This is a genomic window from Sphingomonas cannabina (assembly GCF_021391395.1).
GTDB lineage: Bacteria > Pseudomonadota > Alphaproteobacteria > Sphingomonadales > Sphingomonadaceae > Sphingomonas > Sphingomonas cannabina.
Genome location: NZ_CP090059.1, coordinates 2,597,048 through 2,612,715, shown reverse-complemented (window position 1 = coordinate 2,612,715; position 15,668 = coordinate 2,597,048). Strand labels below are relative to the sequence as shown.

Sequence of the window (15,668 nt, the reverse complement as noted above, 5' to 3'; positions counted from 1 at the left end):
GCCATGCTGGCAGACAAGGACCGCATCTTCACCAACCTCTACGGCTACCAGCCGTGGAATGTGGACGCCGCCATCAAGCGCGGCGACTGGGACAACACCAAGGCGCTGCTCGCGCTCGGGCAGGACACGATCATCGACCGCATCAAGGCCTCGGGCCTGCGCGGGCGGGGCGGGGCGGGCTTCCCGACCGGCACCAAATGGTCGTTCATGCCCAAGGAGCCGCGCCCCGACCGGCCCAGCTTCCTGGTCATCAACGCCGACGAATCCGAGCCGGGATCGTGCAAGGACCGCGAGATCATCCGCCACGATCCGCACAAGCTGATCGAGGGCGCGCTGGTCGCCGGCTTCGCGATGCGCGCGCGGGCGGCCTACATCTACATCCGCGGCGAATATATCCGCGAGGCGGAGACCTTGTTCGCCGCGGTCGCCGAGGCCTATGACCGCGGCTTCATCGGCAAGAACGCGTGCGGGTCGGGCTACGACTTCGACGTGTTCGTCCACCGCGGCGCCGGCGCCTACATCTGCGGCGAAGAGACCGCGATGCTGGAGAGCCTGGAGGGCAAGAAGGGCCAGCCGCGCCTCAAGCCCCCGTTCCCGGCAGGTGCCGGCCTCTACGGCTGTCCGACCACGGTCAACAACGTCGAATCGATCGCGGTCGCGCCGACCATCCTTCGCCGCGGCCCCGAATGGTTCGCGAGCTTCGGCGCCGAGAACAACAAGGGCACCAAGCTCTTCCAGATCAGCGGCCATGTGAACAAGCCGTGCGTGGTCGAGGACGCGATGTCGATCCCGTTCCGCCAGCTCATCGAGGAGCATTGCGGCGGCATCCGTGGCGGCTGGGACAATCTGCTGGCGGTGATCCCGGGCGGATCGTCGGTGCCGCTGGTGCCGGCCGAGCAGATCATGGACTGCCCGATGGACTTCGACGGGCTGCGCGGCGTCGGCTCGGGCCTCGGCACCGCGGCCGTGATCGTCATGGACAAATCGACCGACATCGTCCGCGCGATCAGCCGCATCAGCTATTTCTACAAGCACGAGAGCTGCGGCCAATGCACCCCGTGCCGCGAGGGCACCGGCTGGATGTGGCGCGTGATGGAGCGCCTCAGGACGGGCGACGCCGACGTCAGCGAGATCGACACGCTCCAGCAGGTCACCAAGCAGGTCGAGGGCCACACCATCTGCGCGCTCGGCGACGCGGCGGCCTGGCCGATCCAGGGCCTGATCCGCCATTTCCGCCCCGAGCTGGAGCGCCGCATCGCCGAGCGTCAGGGCGCCGGCGCTGCCCCGATGCAAGAGGCTGCCGAGTAATGCCCAAGCTCAAAGTAGACGGTATCGAAGTCGAGGTGCCTGCCGGCGCCACCGTGCTCCAGGCCTGCGAGGCCGCCGGGAAGGAGATCCCGCGCTTCTGCTACCATGAGCGGCTGTCGATCGCCGGCAATTGCCGCATGTGCCTGGTCGAGGTGAAGCCCGGGCCGCCGAAGCCGCAGGCGTCGTGCGCGCTGCCCGCCGCCGACAATCAGGAGGTGTTCACCACCTCGCCGATGGTCAAGGCCGCGCGCGAAGGGGTGATGGAGTTCCTGCTCATCAACCACCCGCTCGACTGCCCGATCTGCGACCAGGGCGGCGAGTGCGACCTGCAGGACCAGTCGATCGCCTATGGCCGCGGCCATTCGCGCTACGACGAGAACAAGCGCGCGGTCACCGAGAAGTACATGGGCCCGATCGTCAAGACGGTCATGACCCGCTGCATCCAGTGCACCCGCTGCATCCGCTTTGCCGAGGAGGTCGCCGGGGTTGAGGAGATCGGCGCGATCTATCGCGGCGAGGACATGCAGATCACCTCCTACCTCGAGCAGGCGGTGACCAGCGAGCTCTCGGGCAACGTCGTCGACCTCTGCCCGGTCGGCGCGCTGACCTCCAAGCCCTACGCGTTCGAGGCGCGGCCGTGGGAGCTCAAGAAGACGCTGGCGATCGACGTGATGGACGGCGTCGGCACCAACATCCGCCTCGACAGCCGCGGCCGCCAGGTGCTGCGCGCGCTGCCGCGGATCAACGAGGACGTCAACGAGGAGTGGGCGCACGACAAGACGCGCCACGCCGTCGACGGCCTCGTCCGGCGCCGGCTCGACCGGCCCTATGTCCGCCGCGAGGGCAAGCTCCAGCCGGCGAGCTGGGAAGAGGCGTTCGACGCGATCGCCGCGGTCCAGGCCGGCAGCAGCGTCGCCGCGATCGCCGGCGACCAGGTCGACTGCGAGACGATGTTCGCGGCCAAGGTGCTGGTCAACCAGCTCGGCTCGACCCTGCTCGAGGGGCGCCAGACCGGCCTGTCCTATGACGTGACCAACCTCGGCGCCGTCGCCTTCAACCCGACCATCGCGGGAGTCGAGGAGGCGGACGCGATCCTGCTGGTCGGCTCGAACCTCCGCTGGGAGGCGCCGCTGATCAACACGCGCGTGCGCAAGGCGATCAAGAAGGGCGCCAAGGTGTTCGCGATCGGCCCCGAGGTCGATCTCACCTACAAGGTCGAATGGCTGGGCGACGACCTCGGCCTGCTCGCCAAGCTGCCGGAGCAGGTGGTGCAGGCGTTCGAGAATGCCAAGCGGCCGCTCGTCATCGCCGGCCCGGGCTCGCTCAAGGCGGCGCAGGGTGCGGCGCTCGCGCTGGTCGAGCCGATGAAGCTGGTGCGCACGCTCGAGGACGGTACCGCGTGGAACGGCTTCGGCGTGATCCACATCGCCGCTGCGCGGATGGGCGGGCTGATGCTCGGCTATGCGCAGAAGGGTGGCATCGCCGACATCGTCGCGGCCAAGCCGCAGCTCGCCTTCTTCCTCGGCGCCGACGAGGTCGACTATTCGGCGTTCGAGGGCACGTTCAAGGTCTTCATCGGCCATCACGGCGACAATGGCGCGCATCATGCCGACGTGGTGCTGCCGGGCGCCAGCTATGCCGAGAAGCCGGGCACCTACGTCAACCTCGAGGGCCGGGTGCAGCGCGGCGACCGTGCCGTCTTCCCGCCGGGCGACGCCCGCGAGGACTGGGCGATCCTGCGCGCGCTGTCGGAGAAGCTCGGCGCGACGCTGCCGTTCGACAGCTTCGACGAGCTGCGCGCGGCGATGGCCGAGGCGGTGCCGGCGCTGGGGCAGGAGGGTCTCGTCCGCTACGACTGGGCGCCGCCGAAGCTCGCCGCCAAGGCAAGCGGGCCGGTGACCTATCCGATCGCCGACTTCTACCTCACCAACGCCATCTGCCGCGCGAGCCCGACGATGCAGCGCTGCTCGGCCGAGCTGATCCATGGGCAAGAGTTCGCGGAGGCGGCGGAGTGATGGATGTGGCTCGTCGGCGAGATACTTCAGGGAATCCTCGAAACCTTCTTGGAGTGGGCGCTGCGCATCGCGCCGAAGCCGGTGCGCATCGGCTGCATCGCGTTGCTCGTTCTCGTCATAATCGCGCTGCTCACGATTCCGTTGTGGGTGCGCTGGCTTTGAATATGGGTCCGCAATGACCGCCTTCTTCCAGAACACCATCGGCCTGCCGTTCGGCTGGGCGTGGTTCATCGCCACGATCGTCGGCATCCTGGTGATTGCTCTGCCGCTGATGCTGGCGGTGGCGATGATCATCTATGCCGACCGCAAGATCTGGGCGGCGATGGCGCTGCGCCGCGGCCCCAACGTCGTCGGCCCGTTCGGCCTGCTGCAGAGCTTCGCCGACGGCCTCAAGGTCTTCCTGCAGGAGACGATCGTCCCGTCGTCGGCCAACCGTGGCCTGTTCCTGCTCGCGCCGATCATCACCTTCACCGTCGCGCTGATCGTATGGGCGGTGATCCCGTTCCAGGCCGGCGTGGTGCTCGCCGACATCAACGTCGGGCTGCTCTACGTGCTCGCGGCGTCGTCGATGGGCGTCTACGGGGTGATCATCGCCGGCTGGTCGTCCAACTCCAAATATCCCTTCTACTCCTCGCTCCGCGCCGCAGCGCAGATGGTGAGCTACGAGGTCGCGATCGGTTTCGTCCTCATCTCGGTGGTGCTGTGGGCGGGCTCGTTCAACCTCAGCCAGATCGTGATGGCGCAGAAGGGGCTGTACGGCTTCGTCAACGGCTTCGGCTTCAACCCGCTGCTGTTCCCGATGGCGGTGGTGTTCCTGATCTCGGCGCTGGCCGAGACCGCGCGCCCGCCGTTCGACCTGACCGAAGCGGAATCGGAGCTCGTCGCCGGCTATCAGACCGAATACAGCTCGATGAGCTTCGCGCTGTTCTGGCTCGGCGAATATGCCAACGTCATCCTGATGTGCGCGCTGAACGCCATCCTGTTCTGGGGCGGCTGGCTGCCGCCGCTCGACTGGGCGCCGCTCTACTATGTGCCGGGGATCATCTGGCTGCTGATCAAGATCTGGTGCTTCTTCTTCATCTTCAGCTGGGTGAAGGCCACGGTGCCCAGGTACCGCTACGACCAGCTGATGCGCCTCGGCTGGAAGGTGTTCCTGCCGCTGTCGTTGTTCTTCGTCGTCCTGGTTTCAGGATTCCTGATGCTGACCCGTTACGGAGGTGCGGCATGAGCCTCGCCCAAGTCGTCCGCTCGTTCACCCTGTGGGAGTTCGTGAAGGCCCACAGGCTGACCCTGAAGTATTTCTTCAAGCCCAAGGCGACGATCAACTACCCGTTCGAGAAGAACCCGATCTCGCCCCGCTTCCGCGGCGAGCATGCGCTGCGCCGTTATCCCAACGGCGAGGAGCGCTGCATCGCGTGCAAGCTGTGCGAGGCGATCTGTCCGGCGCTGGCGATCACGATCGAGGCTGAGCCGCGCGACGACGGCTCGCGCCGCACCACGCGCTACGACATCGACATGACCAAGTGCATCTACTGCGGCCTGTGCCAGGAGGCATGCCCGGTGGACGCGATCGTCGAGGGGCCGAACTTCGAGTTCTCGACCGAGACGCGTGAGGAGCTGATCTACGACAAGGCCAAGCTGCTCGCCAACGGCGACCGCTGGGAAAGCGTGATCGCGGCGAACCTTGCCGCCGACGCGCCCTATCGGTAAGCGCGCCGTGACTTCTGGGGCTCCGATGATTCACTTTACCTCCGCCATCCCGGCGCAAGCCGGGGCCGCGAGCTGCAAGCGCAAGGATGCGCGCGCATGATCCAGGCCATTGCCTTCTACCTGTTCGCCGCGATCGTGATCGTGTCGGCAGCGCTGACGATCACGTCGCGCAATCCGGTGCATTCGGTGCTGTGGCTGATCCTCGCCTTCTTCAACGCGGCGGGGCTGATGGTGCTCGCGGGCGCCGAGTTCATCGCGATGCTGCTGGTGATCGTCTACGTCGGCGCGGTCGCAGTGCTGTTCCTGTTCGTCGTCATGATGCTCGACATCGACTTCGCCGAGCTGCGCGCCGGCTTCGTGCGCTACGGCGCGCTGGGGCTGGCGCTGGCGCTGGTGGTCGCCGCCGAGGTGGTGATCGGCGCGGGCGCGTGGAGCGCCGGCGGCGTCGACCTCGCCGCGCGCGCCGCCCCGATCGACGCCGCGGTGCCCAACATCGAGGGGATCGGGCGGCTGCTCTACACGCGCTACCTGTTCGTGTTCGAGGGCGCCGGGCTGGTGCTGCTGGTGGCGATGATCGGCGCGATCGTACTGACCCACCGCGAGCGCCGCGACACGCGTCCGCAGAAGATCTGGAGCCAGGTGAGCCGCCGCTCCAAGGACTCGGTCCGCAACATCGATGCGCCCGTCGGGCAGGGGGTGGAGCTATGATCGGCCTCACGCACTATCTGGTCGTCGCCGCGATCCTGTTCGGGCTGGGCGTGTTCGGCCTCGTCGCCAACCGCAAGAACCTGATCCTGATCCTGATGGCGATCGAGCTCATCCTCCTGAGCGTGAACCTCAACCTGGTCGCCTTCTCGGCGTATCTCCAGGATCTCGTCGGACAGGTGTTCGCGATGTTCGTACTGACCGTCGCCGCGGGCGAGGCGGCGATCGGGCTCGCGATCCTGGTCATCTATTTCCGCGGCCGCGGCACGATCTCGGTCGACGACGTCAACCGGATGAAGGGGTGATGCAGAACAATAACCGTCACCGGGGCGACGTCGCATGACGTCGATCGCCGTCATTGTCTTCCTGCCGCTGCTCGCCGCCGCCGTCGCGGGGCTGAGCAACCGCGCGTTCGGCACGACCTTTCCCAAGGTGATCACCACCGCGGGGCTGTTCGTGTCGTGCCTGCTGTCCTGGCCGATCTTCATCGGCTTCCTCGGCGGCCATGCCGAGGCGCATGTCGAGCCGGTGTTCACCTGGATCAGGTCGGGCACGCTCGACGTCGCCTGGGCGCTCCGAGTCGATGCGCTCACCGCGGTGATGCTGGTGGTGATCACCAGCGTGTCGGCGCTCGTCCACCTCTATAGCTGGGGGTATATGGACGGGGACCCGGATCAGCCGCGGTTCTTCGCCTATCTGTCGCTGTTCACCTTCGCGATGCTGATGCTGGTGACGGCGGACAACCTCCTCCAGATGTTCTTCGGCTGGGAAGGCGTCGGCCTCGCCTCCTATCTGCTGATCGGATTCTGGTTCAAGAAGCCGAGCGCCAACGCCGCTGCGATCAAGGCGTTCGTGGTGAACCGTGTGGGTGATCTCGGCTTCATGCTCGGCATCTTCGGCACCTATCTCGTGTTCGGGACGATCTCGATCCCGGCGATCCTCGAGGCGGCGCCGGGCATGGCCGGCAGCACGATCGGCTTCCTCGGCCACCGCTTCGACACGATGACGGTGCTGTGCATCCTGTTGTTCATCGGCGCGATGGGCAAGTCGGCGCAGCTGGGCTTGCACACCTGGCTTCCCGACGCGATGGAGGGCCCGACCCCGGTGTCGGCGCTGATCCACGCCGCGACGATGGTGACCGCGGGCGTGTTCATGGTATGCCGCCTGTCGCCGATGTTCGAGACCTCGCCGGTGGCGATGGGCTTCGTCACCTTTATCGGCGCCGCGACCTGCCTGTTCGCCGCCACCGTCGGCACGGTGCAGAACGACATCAAGCGCGTGATCGCCTATTCGACCTGCTCGCAGCTCGGCTACATGTTCTTCGCCGCCGGCGTCGGAGCGTACGGCGCGGCGATGTTCCACCTCTTCACCCACGCCTTCTTCAAGGCGCTGCTGTTCCTCGGTGCCGGATCGGTGATCCATGCCATGCACCATGAGCAGGACATGCGCTTCTACGGGGGTCTCAGGAAGCACATCCCGATCACCTTCTGGGCGATGATGGCGGGCACGCTCGCGATCACCGGTGTCGGCATTCCCGGCATCTTCGGCAATGCCGCGATCGGCTTCGCCGGCTTCCACTCGAAGGATGCGATCATCGAGGCGGCCTGGGCGGCCGGCGGCACCAGCCAGCTCGCCTTCTACGTCGGCGTGTTCGCGGCGCTGCTGACCAGCTTCTATTCCTGGCGCCTTATGTTCCTGACCTTCTGGGGCAAGCCGCGCTGGGCGAACTCGGAGCATATCCAGCACGCCGTTCACGACGCGCACGGCCACGGCCATCACGGCGTCGATGAGGGCGCTGGCCACGACCAGCATGTCGACGAACCCGGCGCGCACGACCTGCACGAGGGCACCGCCGGCTATCATCCGCACGAGAGCCCGTGGACGATGCTGCTGCCGCTGGCGCTGCTGTCGGTCGGCGCGGTGCTCGCGGGCCTGGTGTTCCACGGCTTCTTCATCGAGCCGACCGCCGGCGAGAGCTTCTGGCACGGCGCGGTCGCCTTCAACGAGCATCTGATGCATGCGATGCACGAGGTGCCGGTGCTGGTGAAGCTCTCGGCGACGATCGTGATGCTGCTCGGCCTGTTGATCGCCTGGCTCGCCTACATCCGCGCGCCGGAGTTCCCGGCCCAGTTCGCCGACATGTTCCGCGTCCTCTACCGCTTCCTGCTCAACAAATGGTACTTCGATGAGGTCTACAACGTGCTGTTCGTGAAGCCCGCATTCGCGATCGGCCGCCTGTTCTGGAAGGGCGGTGACGAAGGCACGATCGACCGCTTCGGTCCCAATGGCGTCGCCTGGGTGGTGGCGCGCGGCAGCGGCGTCACGGCGCGGCTCCAGTCGGGCCATCTCTACACCTATGCATTCGTGATGCTGCTCGGCCTGGTCGCGGCGGTGACCTGGGTGGTGGCACGATGAGCGGCATCCTTTCCCTCATGCTGCTGGTGCCCGCGCTCGGCGCGGTCGCCTGCCTGCTGGTCAATGCCGGCACCGCGCGCTGGATCGCGCTGATCGCGACGTTCATCGACCTTGCGCTCGGCATCGTGCTGTGGGCCAATTTCGACGTCGGCGGCGCGCAGTGGCAGTTCGTCGAGAACGTGCCGCTGTTCGGGCGCTTCGCCTGGGCGCTGGGCATCGACGGCTTCGCGCTGCTGCTGATCATGCTCAGCGTGTTCCTGATGCCGATCTGCATCGGCGCGAGCTGGGACGCGATCACCGAGCGCGTGCCGGAATATATGGCCGCGTTCCTCGCGACCGAGCTGCTGATGATCGGCACCTTCGCCGCGCAGGACCTGTTCCTGTTCTACATCTTCTTCGAAGGCGGCCTGATTCCGATGTACCTGATCATCGGCATCTGGGGCGGCGCCAACCGCATCTACGCGTCGTACAAGTTCTTCCTCTACACGCTGCTCGGCTCGCTGCTGATGCTGGTGGCGATGCTGTGGATGAGCCAGGAGGCGGGGACCACCTATATCCCGACGCTGCTGACGCACGACTTCCCGGTCCACGCGCAGACGTGGCTGTGGCTTGCCTTCTTCGCCTCGTTCGCGGTCAAGATGCCGATGTGGCCGGTCCACACCTGGCTGCCCGACGCGCACGTCCAGGCGCCGACCGCGGGCTCGGTGATCCTGGCGGGCGTGCTGCTGAAGCTCGGCGGCTACGGCTTCCTGCGCTTCTCGCTGCCGATGTTCCCGGAGGCGTCGGCTGAGCTGATCTGGCTGGTGTTCGGCCTGTCGGCGATCGCCGTAGTCTACACCTCGCTCGTCGCGCTCGTGCAGAGCGACATGAAGAAGCTGATCGCCTATTCCTCGGTCGCGCACATGGCGATCGTCACCATCGGCCTGTTCGCCTTCAACCAGCAGGGCATCGAGGGCGCGATGATGGTGATGCTGGGCCACGGTCTGGTCTCTGGCGCGCTGTTCCTGTGCGTCGGCGTGATCTACGACCGGCTCCACACCCGCGAGATCGCCCGCTACGGCGGCCTCGCGATCAACATGCCGCGCTATGCCGTGCTGTTCATGCTGTTCACCATGGCCTCGGTCGGCCTGCCCGGCACCAGCAACTTCATCGGCGAGATATTGAGCCTGATGGGCACCTATCAGGTGTCGACCTGGATCACGCTCGTCTGCACCACCGGCATCATCCTGGGCGCCGCCTACATGCTCTATCTCTACCGCCGCGTCGTGTTCGGCGATCTCGTCCACGACGACGTCAAGGCCATGCCCGACCTCAACCGCCGCGAGCTGGCGATGCTCGGCGCGCTGGCCGCGGTGGTGCTGTGGATGGGCGTCTATCCGGAGAGCTTCCTCGCGCCGATGCGCAACGATGTGACCACGCTGCTCGCCCGCGTCGACCGCGCCAAGCCGGCCGGCGACTCCCTGCCGACCCCCGGCAATCCCGCCGCCGTGCCTGCTGCCCACGCCGCCGAAGCCACGCATGGGGAGGCGCACTGATGTCGCTCGCCCACCAGACCCTGCTGACGCTGCCGGAGATCGTACTCGGCATCGGCGCGCTCGTGCTGATGCTGGTCGCCGCCTGGGGCGGCCAGGCCTCGACCCGCGCGGTGAGCTGGACCGCGGTCGCCGTGCTGATCGGCGCCGGCATCGCGCTGATCGGCCCGTCGTCGAGCGGCGCGGTCGCCTTCGACGGCCTCTACCGCGCCGACGGTTTCGCGGCTTTCGCCAAGGTACTGATCTACGCCGGCACCGCGGTGTCGATCATTATCGCGCCCGGCTTCTTCCAGCGCACCAGCGGCGACGACCTGCGCCCGGAATATCCGGTGCTGATGCTGCTGTCGGCGATCGGCATGGGGGTGATGGCCTCGGCGGGCGACATGCTGTCGCTCTACATCGGCCTCGAGCTGCAGAGCCTCGCCGCCTATGTGCTGGCGAGCTTCATGCGGCGCGACGGCCGCTCGGCGGAAGCGGGCCTCAAATACTTCGTACTGGGCGCGCTCGCCTCGGGCATCCTGCTCTACGGCATCTCGCTGGTCTACGGCTTCTCGGGCTCGACCAACTTCGAGCTGGTCGCCGCCGCCTATGAGCGCGGCCATTCGACCGGGCTGCTGATCGGCCTGGTGTTCGTGTTCGCCGGCCTCGCCTTCAAGCTCGCGGCGGTGCCGTTCCACATGTGGACGCCCGACGTCTACGAGGGCGCGCCGACCCCCGTCACCGCCTTCTTCGCTTCGGCGCCCAAGGTGGCGGCGATGGCGCTCAGCGTGCGCGTCGCGATCGAGGCGATGGGTCCGGCCGAGAGCCAGTGGCGCCAGATCGTGATCTTCGCCGCGCTCGCGTCGATCATCTTCGGCGCGGTGGCGGCGATCGGGCAGCGCAACGTCAAGCGCCTGCTCGCCTATTCGTCGATCAACAACGTCGGTTTCGTGCTGGTTGGGCTCGCCGCCGGTACGCCGCAGGGCGTCGCCGCGGTGCTGTTCTACCTCACGGTCTACATCACCATGACGCTCGGCAGCTTCATCGTCGTGCTGCAGATGCGCGATGCCGAGGGGCAGCAGGTCGAGGCCATCGACAGCCTCGCCGGCCTGTCGCGCACGCGGCCCGGCCTCGCGCTGGCGATGGCGATCTTCATGTTCAGCCTGGCCGGCATCCCGCCGCTGCTCGGGTTCAACGCCAAGCTGGCGGTGTTCGACGCCGCGGTCGGCGCGGGGCTGTTCCCGCTCGCGGTCGCCGGCTTCGTCGCCTCGGTGATCGGTGCCTATTATTACCTGCGCATCGTCAAGGTCATGTATTTCGACGCGCCGGCCGAGGCCTTCCCGCGCGGCAGCGTCGTCGAGGGCGGGCTGATCGCGGTCGCCGCGGTGCTGGTGTCGCCGGTGGGCTGGTTCCTGCTGGCGCCGCTCGGCCGCTGGACCCAGGTCGCGGCGGGCTCGCTGTTCTGACGCCGACGATCCGTACCGTCGCCGAGACGGGATCGACCAACGCCGACCTCCTCGCGCTCGCCGCCGCCGGCGGTGCGGAGGAGGGCTGGTGGCTCCGCGCCGAACGCCAGACCGCCGGACGCGGGCGGCAGGGGCGGCCGTGGGTGTCGGAAGCGGGCAATTTCTACGGCAGCACGCTGGTCCGCCTGCGCCCCGCCGATCCGCCGCCCCCGACGCTGGCACTGGTCGCAGGCGTGGCTGTGGAGGAGGCGGTGGCCGCACATGGCGGCACCGCTCTCGCGCTCAAATGGCCCAACGACCTGCTCCTCGACGGAGCGAAGATCGCCGGCATCCTGCTCGAACGTGCCGGCGATGCGGTGGTGATCGGCTGCGGCGTCAATCTCGCCCATCACCCGAGTCTCGCCGAGCGTCCCACCACCAGCCTCGCCGACCACGGCGCCACCGTCGATCCCGCCGTCTTCGCCGAGACGCTCGCCGAATCCTTCGCCCGCTGGCTCGCACGCTGGCGAGGGGAGGGGCTCGCCCCGATCCGCCAGCGCTGGCTGGAGCGCGCGCATCCGGTCGGCACCGCGCTCACCGCGCGCCTGCCCGACGGCACCAGCGTCGACGGCCTGTTCGACGGGCTCGACAGCCAGGGCGCGCTCATCCTGCGCTTGGCCGACGGCGGCCGGCATGTCATGCACGCAGGCGACGTGTTCCTCATCTGAGGGCATTCCCACCCGTTCGTTCCGAGCGAAGTCGAGGAACGGGCTGGGCGACACCAACGTGTCTCGACTTCGCTCGACACGAACGGAGGGTTTGAGGGCAATGCTGCTCGCGATCGATGCCGGCAATACCAACGTCGTCTTCGCGCTGATCGACCTCGACGCGCCGCCGGGGCCGGACGCGATCCGGGCGCGCTGGCGCATCGCCACCGATCCGCGCCGCACCTTCGACGAATATGCGGTGTGGCTGAGTCAGCTCCTCGCGCTCGAGGGGTTGGACCGGTCGGCGGTGACCGGCGTCATCATCGGCACCGTCGTCCCGCGTGCGCTCCACAACCTCCAGATGCTCGCCAGCAAATATTTCGGCGGCGAGGCGATGATCGCGGGGGAGGGCGGCTGGGGCTTCGCGCTCGACGTCGACGAGCCGCAGAACCTCGGCGCCGACCGCGCGCTCAACTGCATCGCCGCGCATGCGAGTCATCCGGGCGACGCGATCATCATCGATTTCGGCACCGCCACCACCTTCGACGTCGTCGACTATTCGGGCGCCTACAAGGGCGGCATCATCGCGCCGGGCATCAACCTGTCGCTCGACGCGCTGGTGAGCGCCGCCGCCAAGCTCCCCCGCATCGCGATCGAGGCGCCCGAGAGCCGCAGCGTGATCGGCCGCAACACCGTCGACCAGATGAACATCGGCATCTACTGGGGCTATGTCGCGATGATCGAGGGTCTGGTCGCCCGCACCAAGGCCGAGATCGGCCGCCCCGCGAAGGTGATCAGCACCGGCGGCCTCGCCATCTTGTTCGAGAAGCATACCGACGTGTTCGACATCTACGAACCCGATCTCACGCTCCAGGGGCTGGCGCTGGTGTGGCAGCGGGCCCATATGAAGTAATGATATGTGCTCCCGCGTAGGCGGGAGCCCAGGGGGCTCAAGCGACACTCTCCGTTACCCCCTGGATCCCCGCCTTCGCGGGGATACGGTTTTCCAAAGGACTCAAGTGACCAACCCCAACAACGAACTCCTCTTCGTCGCGCTCGGCGGGTCCGGCGAGATCGGCATGAACGTCAATCTCTACGGCTGCAACGGCAAGTGGCTGATGGTCGATTGCGGCGTGACCTTCGCCGATCCCGACTATCCCGGCGTCGACGTGCTGCTGCCCGACCTCTCGTTCATCGAGGAGCGGCTCGACGATCTCGTCGGCATCTTCCTGACCCACGGGCACGAGGATCACATCGGCGCGCTGCCCTATTTCGCCGCCGAATTGGGCGTCCCGCTCTATGCCTCGCCCTTCACCGCCGGCCTGATTCGCGAGAAGCTCGACGAGGAGGGCATCTCCGACCAGGTCAAGCTCCACGTCGTCCGCGAGGACGGCAAGGTCCAGCTCGGCCCATTCGCCGTGACCTATGTCCCGCTCGCCCACTCGATCCCCGAGGGCAACGCCCTCCTCATCGAGACGCCGCACGGCCGCATCTTCCACACCGGCGACTGGAAGATCGACGAGACCCCGCTGCTCGGCTCCCCCTCGACCGCCGAGGAGCTGACCCAGATCGGCGACAAGGGCATCTTCGCGCTGGTCTGTGACTCCACCAACGTCTTCAACCCCGAAGCGTCGGGCAGCGAGGCCGAGGTCCGCGCCGGGCTCGACGAGGTGATCTCGGCGGCGAAGGGCCGCGTGCTCGTCACCACCTTCGCCTCCAACGCCGCGCGCCTTGCCACGCTGGGCGAGGTCGCCAAGGACACCGGCCGCACCCTCTGCGTCGCCGGCCGCTCGCTCGACCGAATCCTGCGCGTCGCCCGCTCTGTCGGCTATCTCAAGGGCTTCCCCGAGACGGTCGACTGGGAGACGGCGATGGGCCTGCCGCGCAGCCAGGTGCTGATCGTCGCCACCGGCGGCCAGGGCGAGCCGCGCGCCGCGCTCGCGCGCATCGCCGACGACAGCCACCCGATCAAGCTGGCTCGCGGCGACACCGTCGTCTTCTCCTCCAAGCAGATCCCCGGCAACGAGCGCGCGATCGGCGAGATCCAGAACAAGCTCGCCACTGCGGGCGTCGAGATCATCACCGACCGCCAGGCCTTCGTCCACGTCTCCGGCCATCCCGGGCGCCCGGAGCTCCAGTCGATGTACCGCTGGATCCGCCCGCAGCTGGTGATGCCGGTCCACGGCGAGATGCGCCACCTCGCCGAGCACGCCCGCTTCGCGCTGGAGAACGGCGTCCCGGGTGCAGTGCTGCAAAAGGACGGCGACATCATCCGCCTCGCCCCCGGCACGCCCGAGAAGATCGGCGAGGCACCGGTCGGCCGCCTCGCGCTCGACGGTGACGTGATCCTGCCGGCGGACGGCGGCACCATCAACGAGCGCCGCCGCATCGCCGCCTATGGCCAGATCTCGGTCGCGGTGGCGATCCGCAAGGACGGCTCACTGCTGGGCGAGCCCGAGGTGCGGCTCCAGGGCATCCCGGTCGAGGAGGAGCGGGAGCCCTTCATCGAAGAAGCGGTCGACGCCGCCGAACAGGCGGTCAAGGACAGCCGCGGCAAAGGGCTCGACAACCTCCGCGAGGCCCTGCGCCTCGCCGTCCGCCGCGTCGCCACGCGCTGGACGGGCAAGAAGCCGATCGTCGACGTGCTGGTGATCCAGGCGTAGGATTTCCGCGATGAACTGGAAGTCCGCGATCGCCATCTATGCCCTGTTCTGGGCCTTCTCGGTCTTCCTCGTGCTCCCCTTCGGCGTCCGCACCGCGCACGAGGCGGGTGCCGAGCTGGTGCCGGGTCAGGCCGAGAGCGCGCCCCACGTCTTCCGGCCCGGCCGCATCGCGCTCCGCGTAACGATCGTCGCGACGATCCTGTGGGGGCTGTTCCTGCTCAACTACGTCTACGGCTGGGTCACCGCCGACATGCTCGACTGGACGCGCTGGGGCCGGCCGGCGGGCTGAGTATCGGCCTCGTCGATGAGCGACTGGATTTTGTCGGAAAGGCCCGGATCGACCGGATTGTAGACGATCATGCTGAGGTCGGTCCTGCCGTCGACCGCGAAGGCCGAATATTCGAAAGAGATCGGCCCAAACAGCGGATGCCGGATGTGCTTAGTGCCCTCGCCATAGCTGTGGACGTCGTTCTCGCGCCACATCGCCTCGAACTCGGGGCTCAGCAGGCAGAGCTCCTCGACGAAGGAGGTCACCTCCGCCGATGCGCCGGCGCGGGCGGCGTCCACACGGAAAACCCCGACGACGAACCGCGCCACGCTCTTCCAGTCATATTGAGCCTCGCGGACGCGCCGGTCGAGGAAGATGGCGCGCAGGATGTTGCGCTGCCCCGGCGGCAGCGAGCCATAGTCGGTCAGCGTCACCGCCACCGCGCGGTTCCATGCGACGACGTCCCATGTCGCCGTCCGGATCATCGCCGGGCTCGGTTCGAGCCGGTCCAGCACGTGCTGCAGGCGCGGGGAGACACCCTCGTCCTTCCGATAGCGCGCCTCCGGCGGGTGCCCCAGCCCCAGGAGGAAGAGATGTTCACGCTCGACCTCGGTCAGCATGAGCGCAGAGGCGATCCGGTCGAGCACCTCGGCCGAAGGCGCGCCGCCGCGTCCCTGCTCGAGCCAGGTGTACCAGGTCGCGCTGATGTTGGCCCGCTGCGCCACTTCCTCGCGGCGCAGACCAGGCGTGCGCCGGCGCGTGCCCGGAAAACCGAACGCCGCCGGATCGAGCTTCCCCCGCCGATCCTTCAGATAGGCGCCGAGACGGTTGTCGCTCTGGCCGGATGTGCCCATGCTGTTAGCTCTTATACCAGGATAATGTCTCGTCTTTAACAGGATAGCGCGACCCGCCAGATTCGTC

Annotated in this window: 15 protein-coding genes; 14 read left to right on the top strand and 1 reads right to left on the bottom strand. The window is 67.6% G+C overall.

The window, feature by feature from the left end:
- The first annotated feature begins 3 nt into the window (after window positions 1-3).
- The 14 genes from nuoF (at window position 4) to LZK98_RS12465 (ending at window position 14,768) form a co-directional block, all read left to right on the top strand.
- Window positions 4-1,308 (top strand): NADH-quinone oxidoreductase subunit NuoF, encoded by a 1,305-nt coding sequence (gene nuoF / locus LZK98_RS12530; RefSeq protein ID WP_233782718.1) that lies wholly within the window; start codon window positions 4-6, stop codon window positions 1,306-1,308.
- Entirely contained in the window at window positions 1,308-3,323 is a 2,016-nt protein-coding gene (nuoG, locus tag LZK98_RS12525) for an NADH-quinone oxidoreductase subunit NuoG (protein ID WP_233782717.1), read from the top strand. Before nuoF ends, nuoG begins: the two co-directional genes overlap by 1 nt.
- A gap of 3 nt (window positions 3,324-3,326) precedes the next feature.
- Window positions 3,327-3,485 carry a hypothetical protein gene (locus tag LZK98_RS12520; protein ID WP_233782716.1) on the top strand — a complete coding sequence of 53 codons (159 nt, stop codon included), beginning with the start codon at window positions 3,327-3,329 and terminating at the stop codon, window positions 3,483-3,485.
- A gap of 13 nt (window positions 3,486-3,498) precedes the next feature.
- Window positions 3,499-4,551: an NADH-quinone oxidoreductase subunit NuoH gene (gene nuoH / locus LZK98_RS12515; RefSeq protein ID WP_233782715.1), complete on the top strand. Its 1,053-nt coding sequence runs from the start codon at window positions 3,499-3,501 to the stop codon at window positions 4,549-4,551.
- Window positions 4,548-5,033 (top strand): NADH-quinone oxidoreductase subunit NuoI, encoded by a 486-nt coding sequence (nuoI, locus tag LZK98_RS12510; RefSeq protein WP_233782714.1) that lies wholly within the window; start codon window positions 4,548-4,550, stop codon window positions 5,031-5,033. The genes nuoH and nuoI overlap by 4 nt, the downstream gene beginning before the upstream one ends.
- Window positions 5,034-5,129: 96 nt before the next feature.
- Complete coding sequence (locus LZK98_RS12505) at window positions 5,130-5,741, top strand: NADH-quinone oxidoreductase subunit J (protein WP_233782713.1); 612 nt, start codon at window positions 5,130-5,132, stop codon at window positions 5,739-5,741.
- Window positions 5,738-6,043 carry an NADH-quinone oxidoreductase subunit NuoK gene (gene nuoK, locus LZK98_RS12500; RefSeq protein WP_233782712.1) on the top strand — a complete coding sequence of 102 codons (306 nt, stop codon included), beginning with the start codon at window positions 5,738-5,740 and terminating at the stop codon, window positions 6,041-6,043. Before LZK98_RS12505 ends, nuoK begins: the two co-directional genes overlap by 4 nt.
- Before the next feature lie 34 nt (window positions 6,044-6,077).
- Window positions 6,078-8,153: an NADH-quinone oxidoreductase subunit L gene (gene nuoL / locus LZK98_RS12495; RefSeq protein WP_233782711.1), complete on the top strand. Its 2,076-nt coding sequence runs from the start codon at window positions 6,078-6,080 to the stop codon at window positions 8,151-8,153.
- A complete protein-coding gene (locus LZK98_RS12490) occupies window positions 8,150-9,688 on the top strand; it encodes an NADH-quinone oxidoreductase subunit M (protein ID WP_233782710.1) in 1,539 nt (512 codons plus the stop codon). The genes nuoL and LZK98_RS12490 overlap by 4 nt, the downstream gene beginning before the upstream one ends.
- Window positions 9,688-11,130 (top strand): NADH-quinone oxidoreductase subunit NuoN, encoded by a 1,443-nt coding sequence (gene nuoN / locus LZK98_RS12485; protein WP_233782709.1) that lies wholly within the window; start codon window positions 9,688-9,690, stop codon window positions 11,128-11,130. Before LZK98_RS12490 ends, nuoN begins: the two co-directional genes overlap by 1 nt.
- A gap of 8 nt (window positions 11,131-11,138) precedes the next feature.
- Window positions 11,139-11,837 carry a biotin--[acetyl-CoA-carboxylase] ligase gene (locus tag LZK98_RS12480; RefSeq protein WP_233786571.1) on the top strand — a complete coding sequence of 233 codons (699 nt, stop codon included), beginning with the start codon at window positions 11,139-11,141 and terminating at the stop codon, window positions 11,835-11,837.
- Between the two features lie 100 nt (window positions 11,838-11,937).
- Complete coding sequence (locus LZK98_RS12475) at window positions 11,938-12,729, top strand: type III pantothenate kinase (RefSeq protein ID WP_233782708.1); 792 nt, start codon at window positions 11,938-11,940, stop codon at window positions 12,727-12,729.
- A 106-nt stretch (window positions 12,730-12,835) separates the two neighbouring features.
- Complete coding sequence (locus LZK98_RS12470) at window positions 12,836-14,479, top strand: ribonuclease J (protein ID WP_233782707.1); 1,644 nt, start codon at window positions 12,836-12,838, stop codon at window positions 14,477-14,479.
- A gap of 10 nt (window positions 14,480-14,489) precedes the next feature.
- Window positions 14,490-14,768, top strand: coding sequence for a DUF1467 family protein (locus LZK98_RS12465; protein ID WP_233782706.1), 279 nt, complete (start codon window positions 14,490-14,492; stop codon window positions 14,766-14,768).
- Here LZK98_RS12465 and LZK98_RS12460 read toward each other — a convergent pair.
- Window positions 14,708-15,601, bottom strand: coding sequence for a helix-turn-helix transcriptional regulator (locus LZK98_RS12460; RefSeq protein WP_233782705.1), 894 nt, complete (start codon window positions 15,599-15,601; stop codon window positions 14,708-14,710). The two genes, LZK98_RS12465 and LZK98_RS12460, sit on opposite strands and share 61 nt — an antisense overlap.
- Window positions 15,602-15,668 lie beyond the last annotated feature (67 nt).

Coding starts and splice junctions, on each gene's coding strand:
- nuoG (WP_233782717.1), top strand. CDS start 1,308: ATGCCCAAGCTCAAAGTAGACGGTATCGAAGTCGAGGTGCCTGCCGGC.
- LZK98_RS12490 (WP_233782710.1), top strand. CDS start 8,150: ATGAGCGGCATCCTTTCCCTCATGCTGCTGGTGCCCGCGCTCGGCGCG.
- LZK98_RS12465 (WP_233782706.1), top strand. CDS start 14,490: ATGAACTGGAAGTCCGCGATCGCCATCTATGCCCTGTTCTGGGCCTTC.
- LZK98_RS12475 (WP_233782708.1), top strand. CDS start 11,938: ATGCTGCTCGCGATCGATGCCGGCAATACCAACGTCGTCTTCGCGCTG.
- LZK98_RS12520 (WP_233782716.1), top strand. CDS start 3,327: ATGTGGCTCGTCGGCGAGATACTTCAGGGAATCCTCGAAACCTTCTTG.
- nuoF (WP_233782718.1), top strand. CDS start 4: ATGCTGGCAGACAAGGACCGCATCTTCACCAACCTCTACGGCTACCAG.
- nuoH (WP_233782715.1), top strand. CDS start 3,499: ATGACCGCCTTCTTCCAGAACACCATCGGCCTGCCGTTCGGCTGGGCG.
- nuoN (WP_233782709.1), top strand. CDS start 9,688: ATGTCGCTCGCCCACCAGACCCTGCTGACGCTGCCGGAGATCGTACTC.
- nuoK (WP_233782712.1), top strand. CDS start 5,738: ATGATCGGCCTCACGCACTATCTGGTCGTCGCCGCGATCCTGTTCGGG.
- nuoI (WP_233782714.1), top strand. CDS start 4,548: ATGAGCCTCGCCCAAGTCGTCCGCTCGTTCACCCTGTGGGAGTTCGTG.
- nuoL (WP_233782711.1), top strand. CDS start 6,078: ATGACGTCGATCGCCGTCATTGTCTTCCTGCCGCTGCTCGCCGCCGCC.
- LZK98_RS12505 (WP_233782713.1), top strand. CDS start 5,130: ATGATCCAGGCCATTGCCTTCTACCTGTTCGCCGCGATCGTGATCGTG.
- LZK98_RS12460 (WP_233782705.1), bottom strand. CDS start 15,601: ATGGGCACATCCGGCCAGAGCGACAACCGTCTCGGCGCCTATCTGAAG.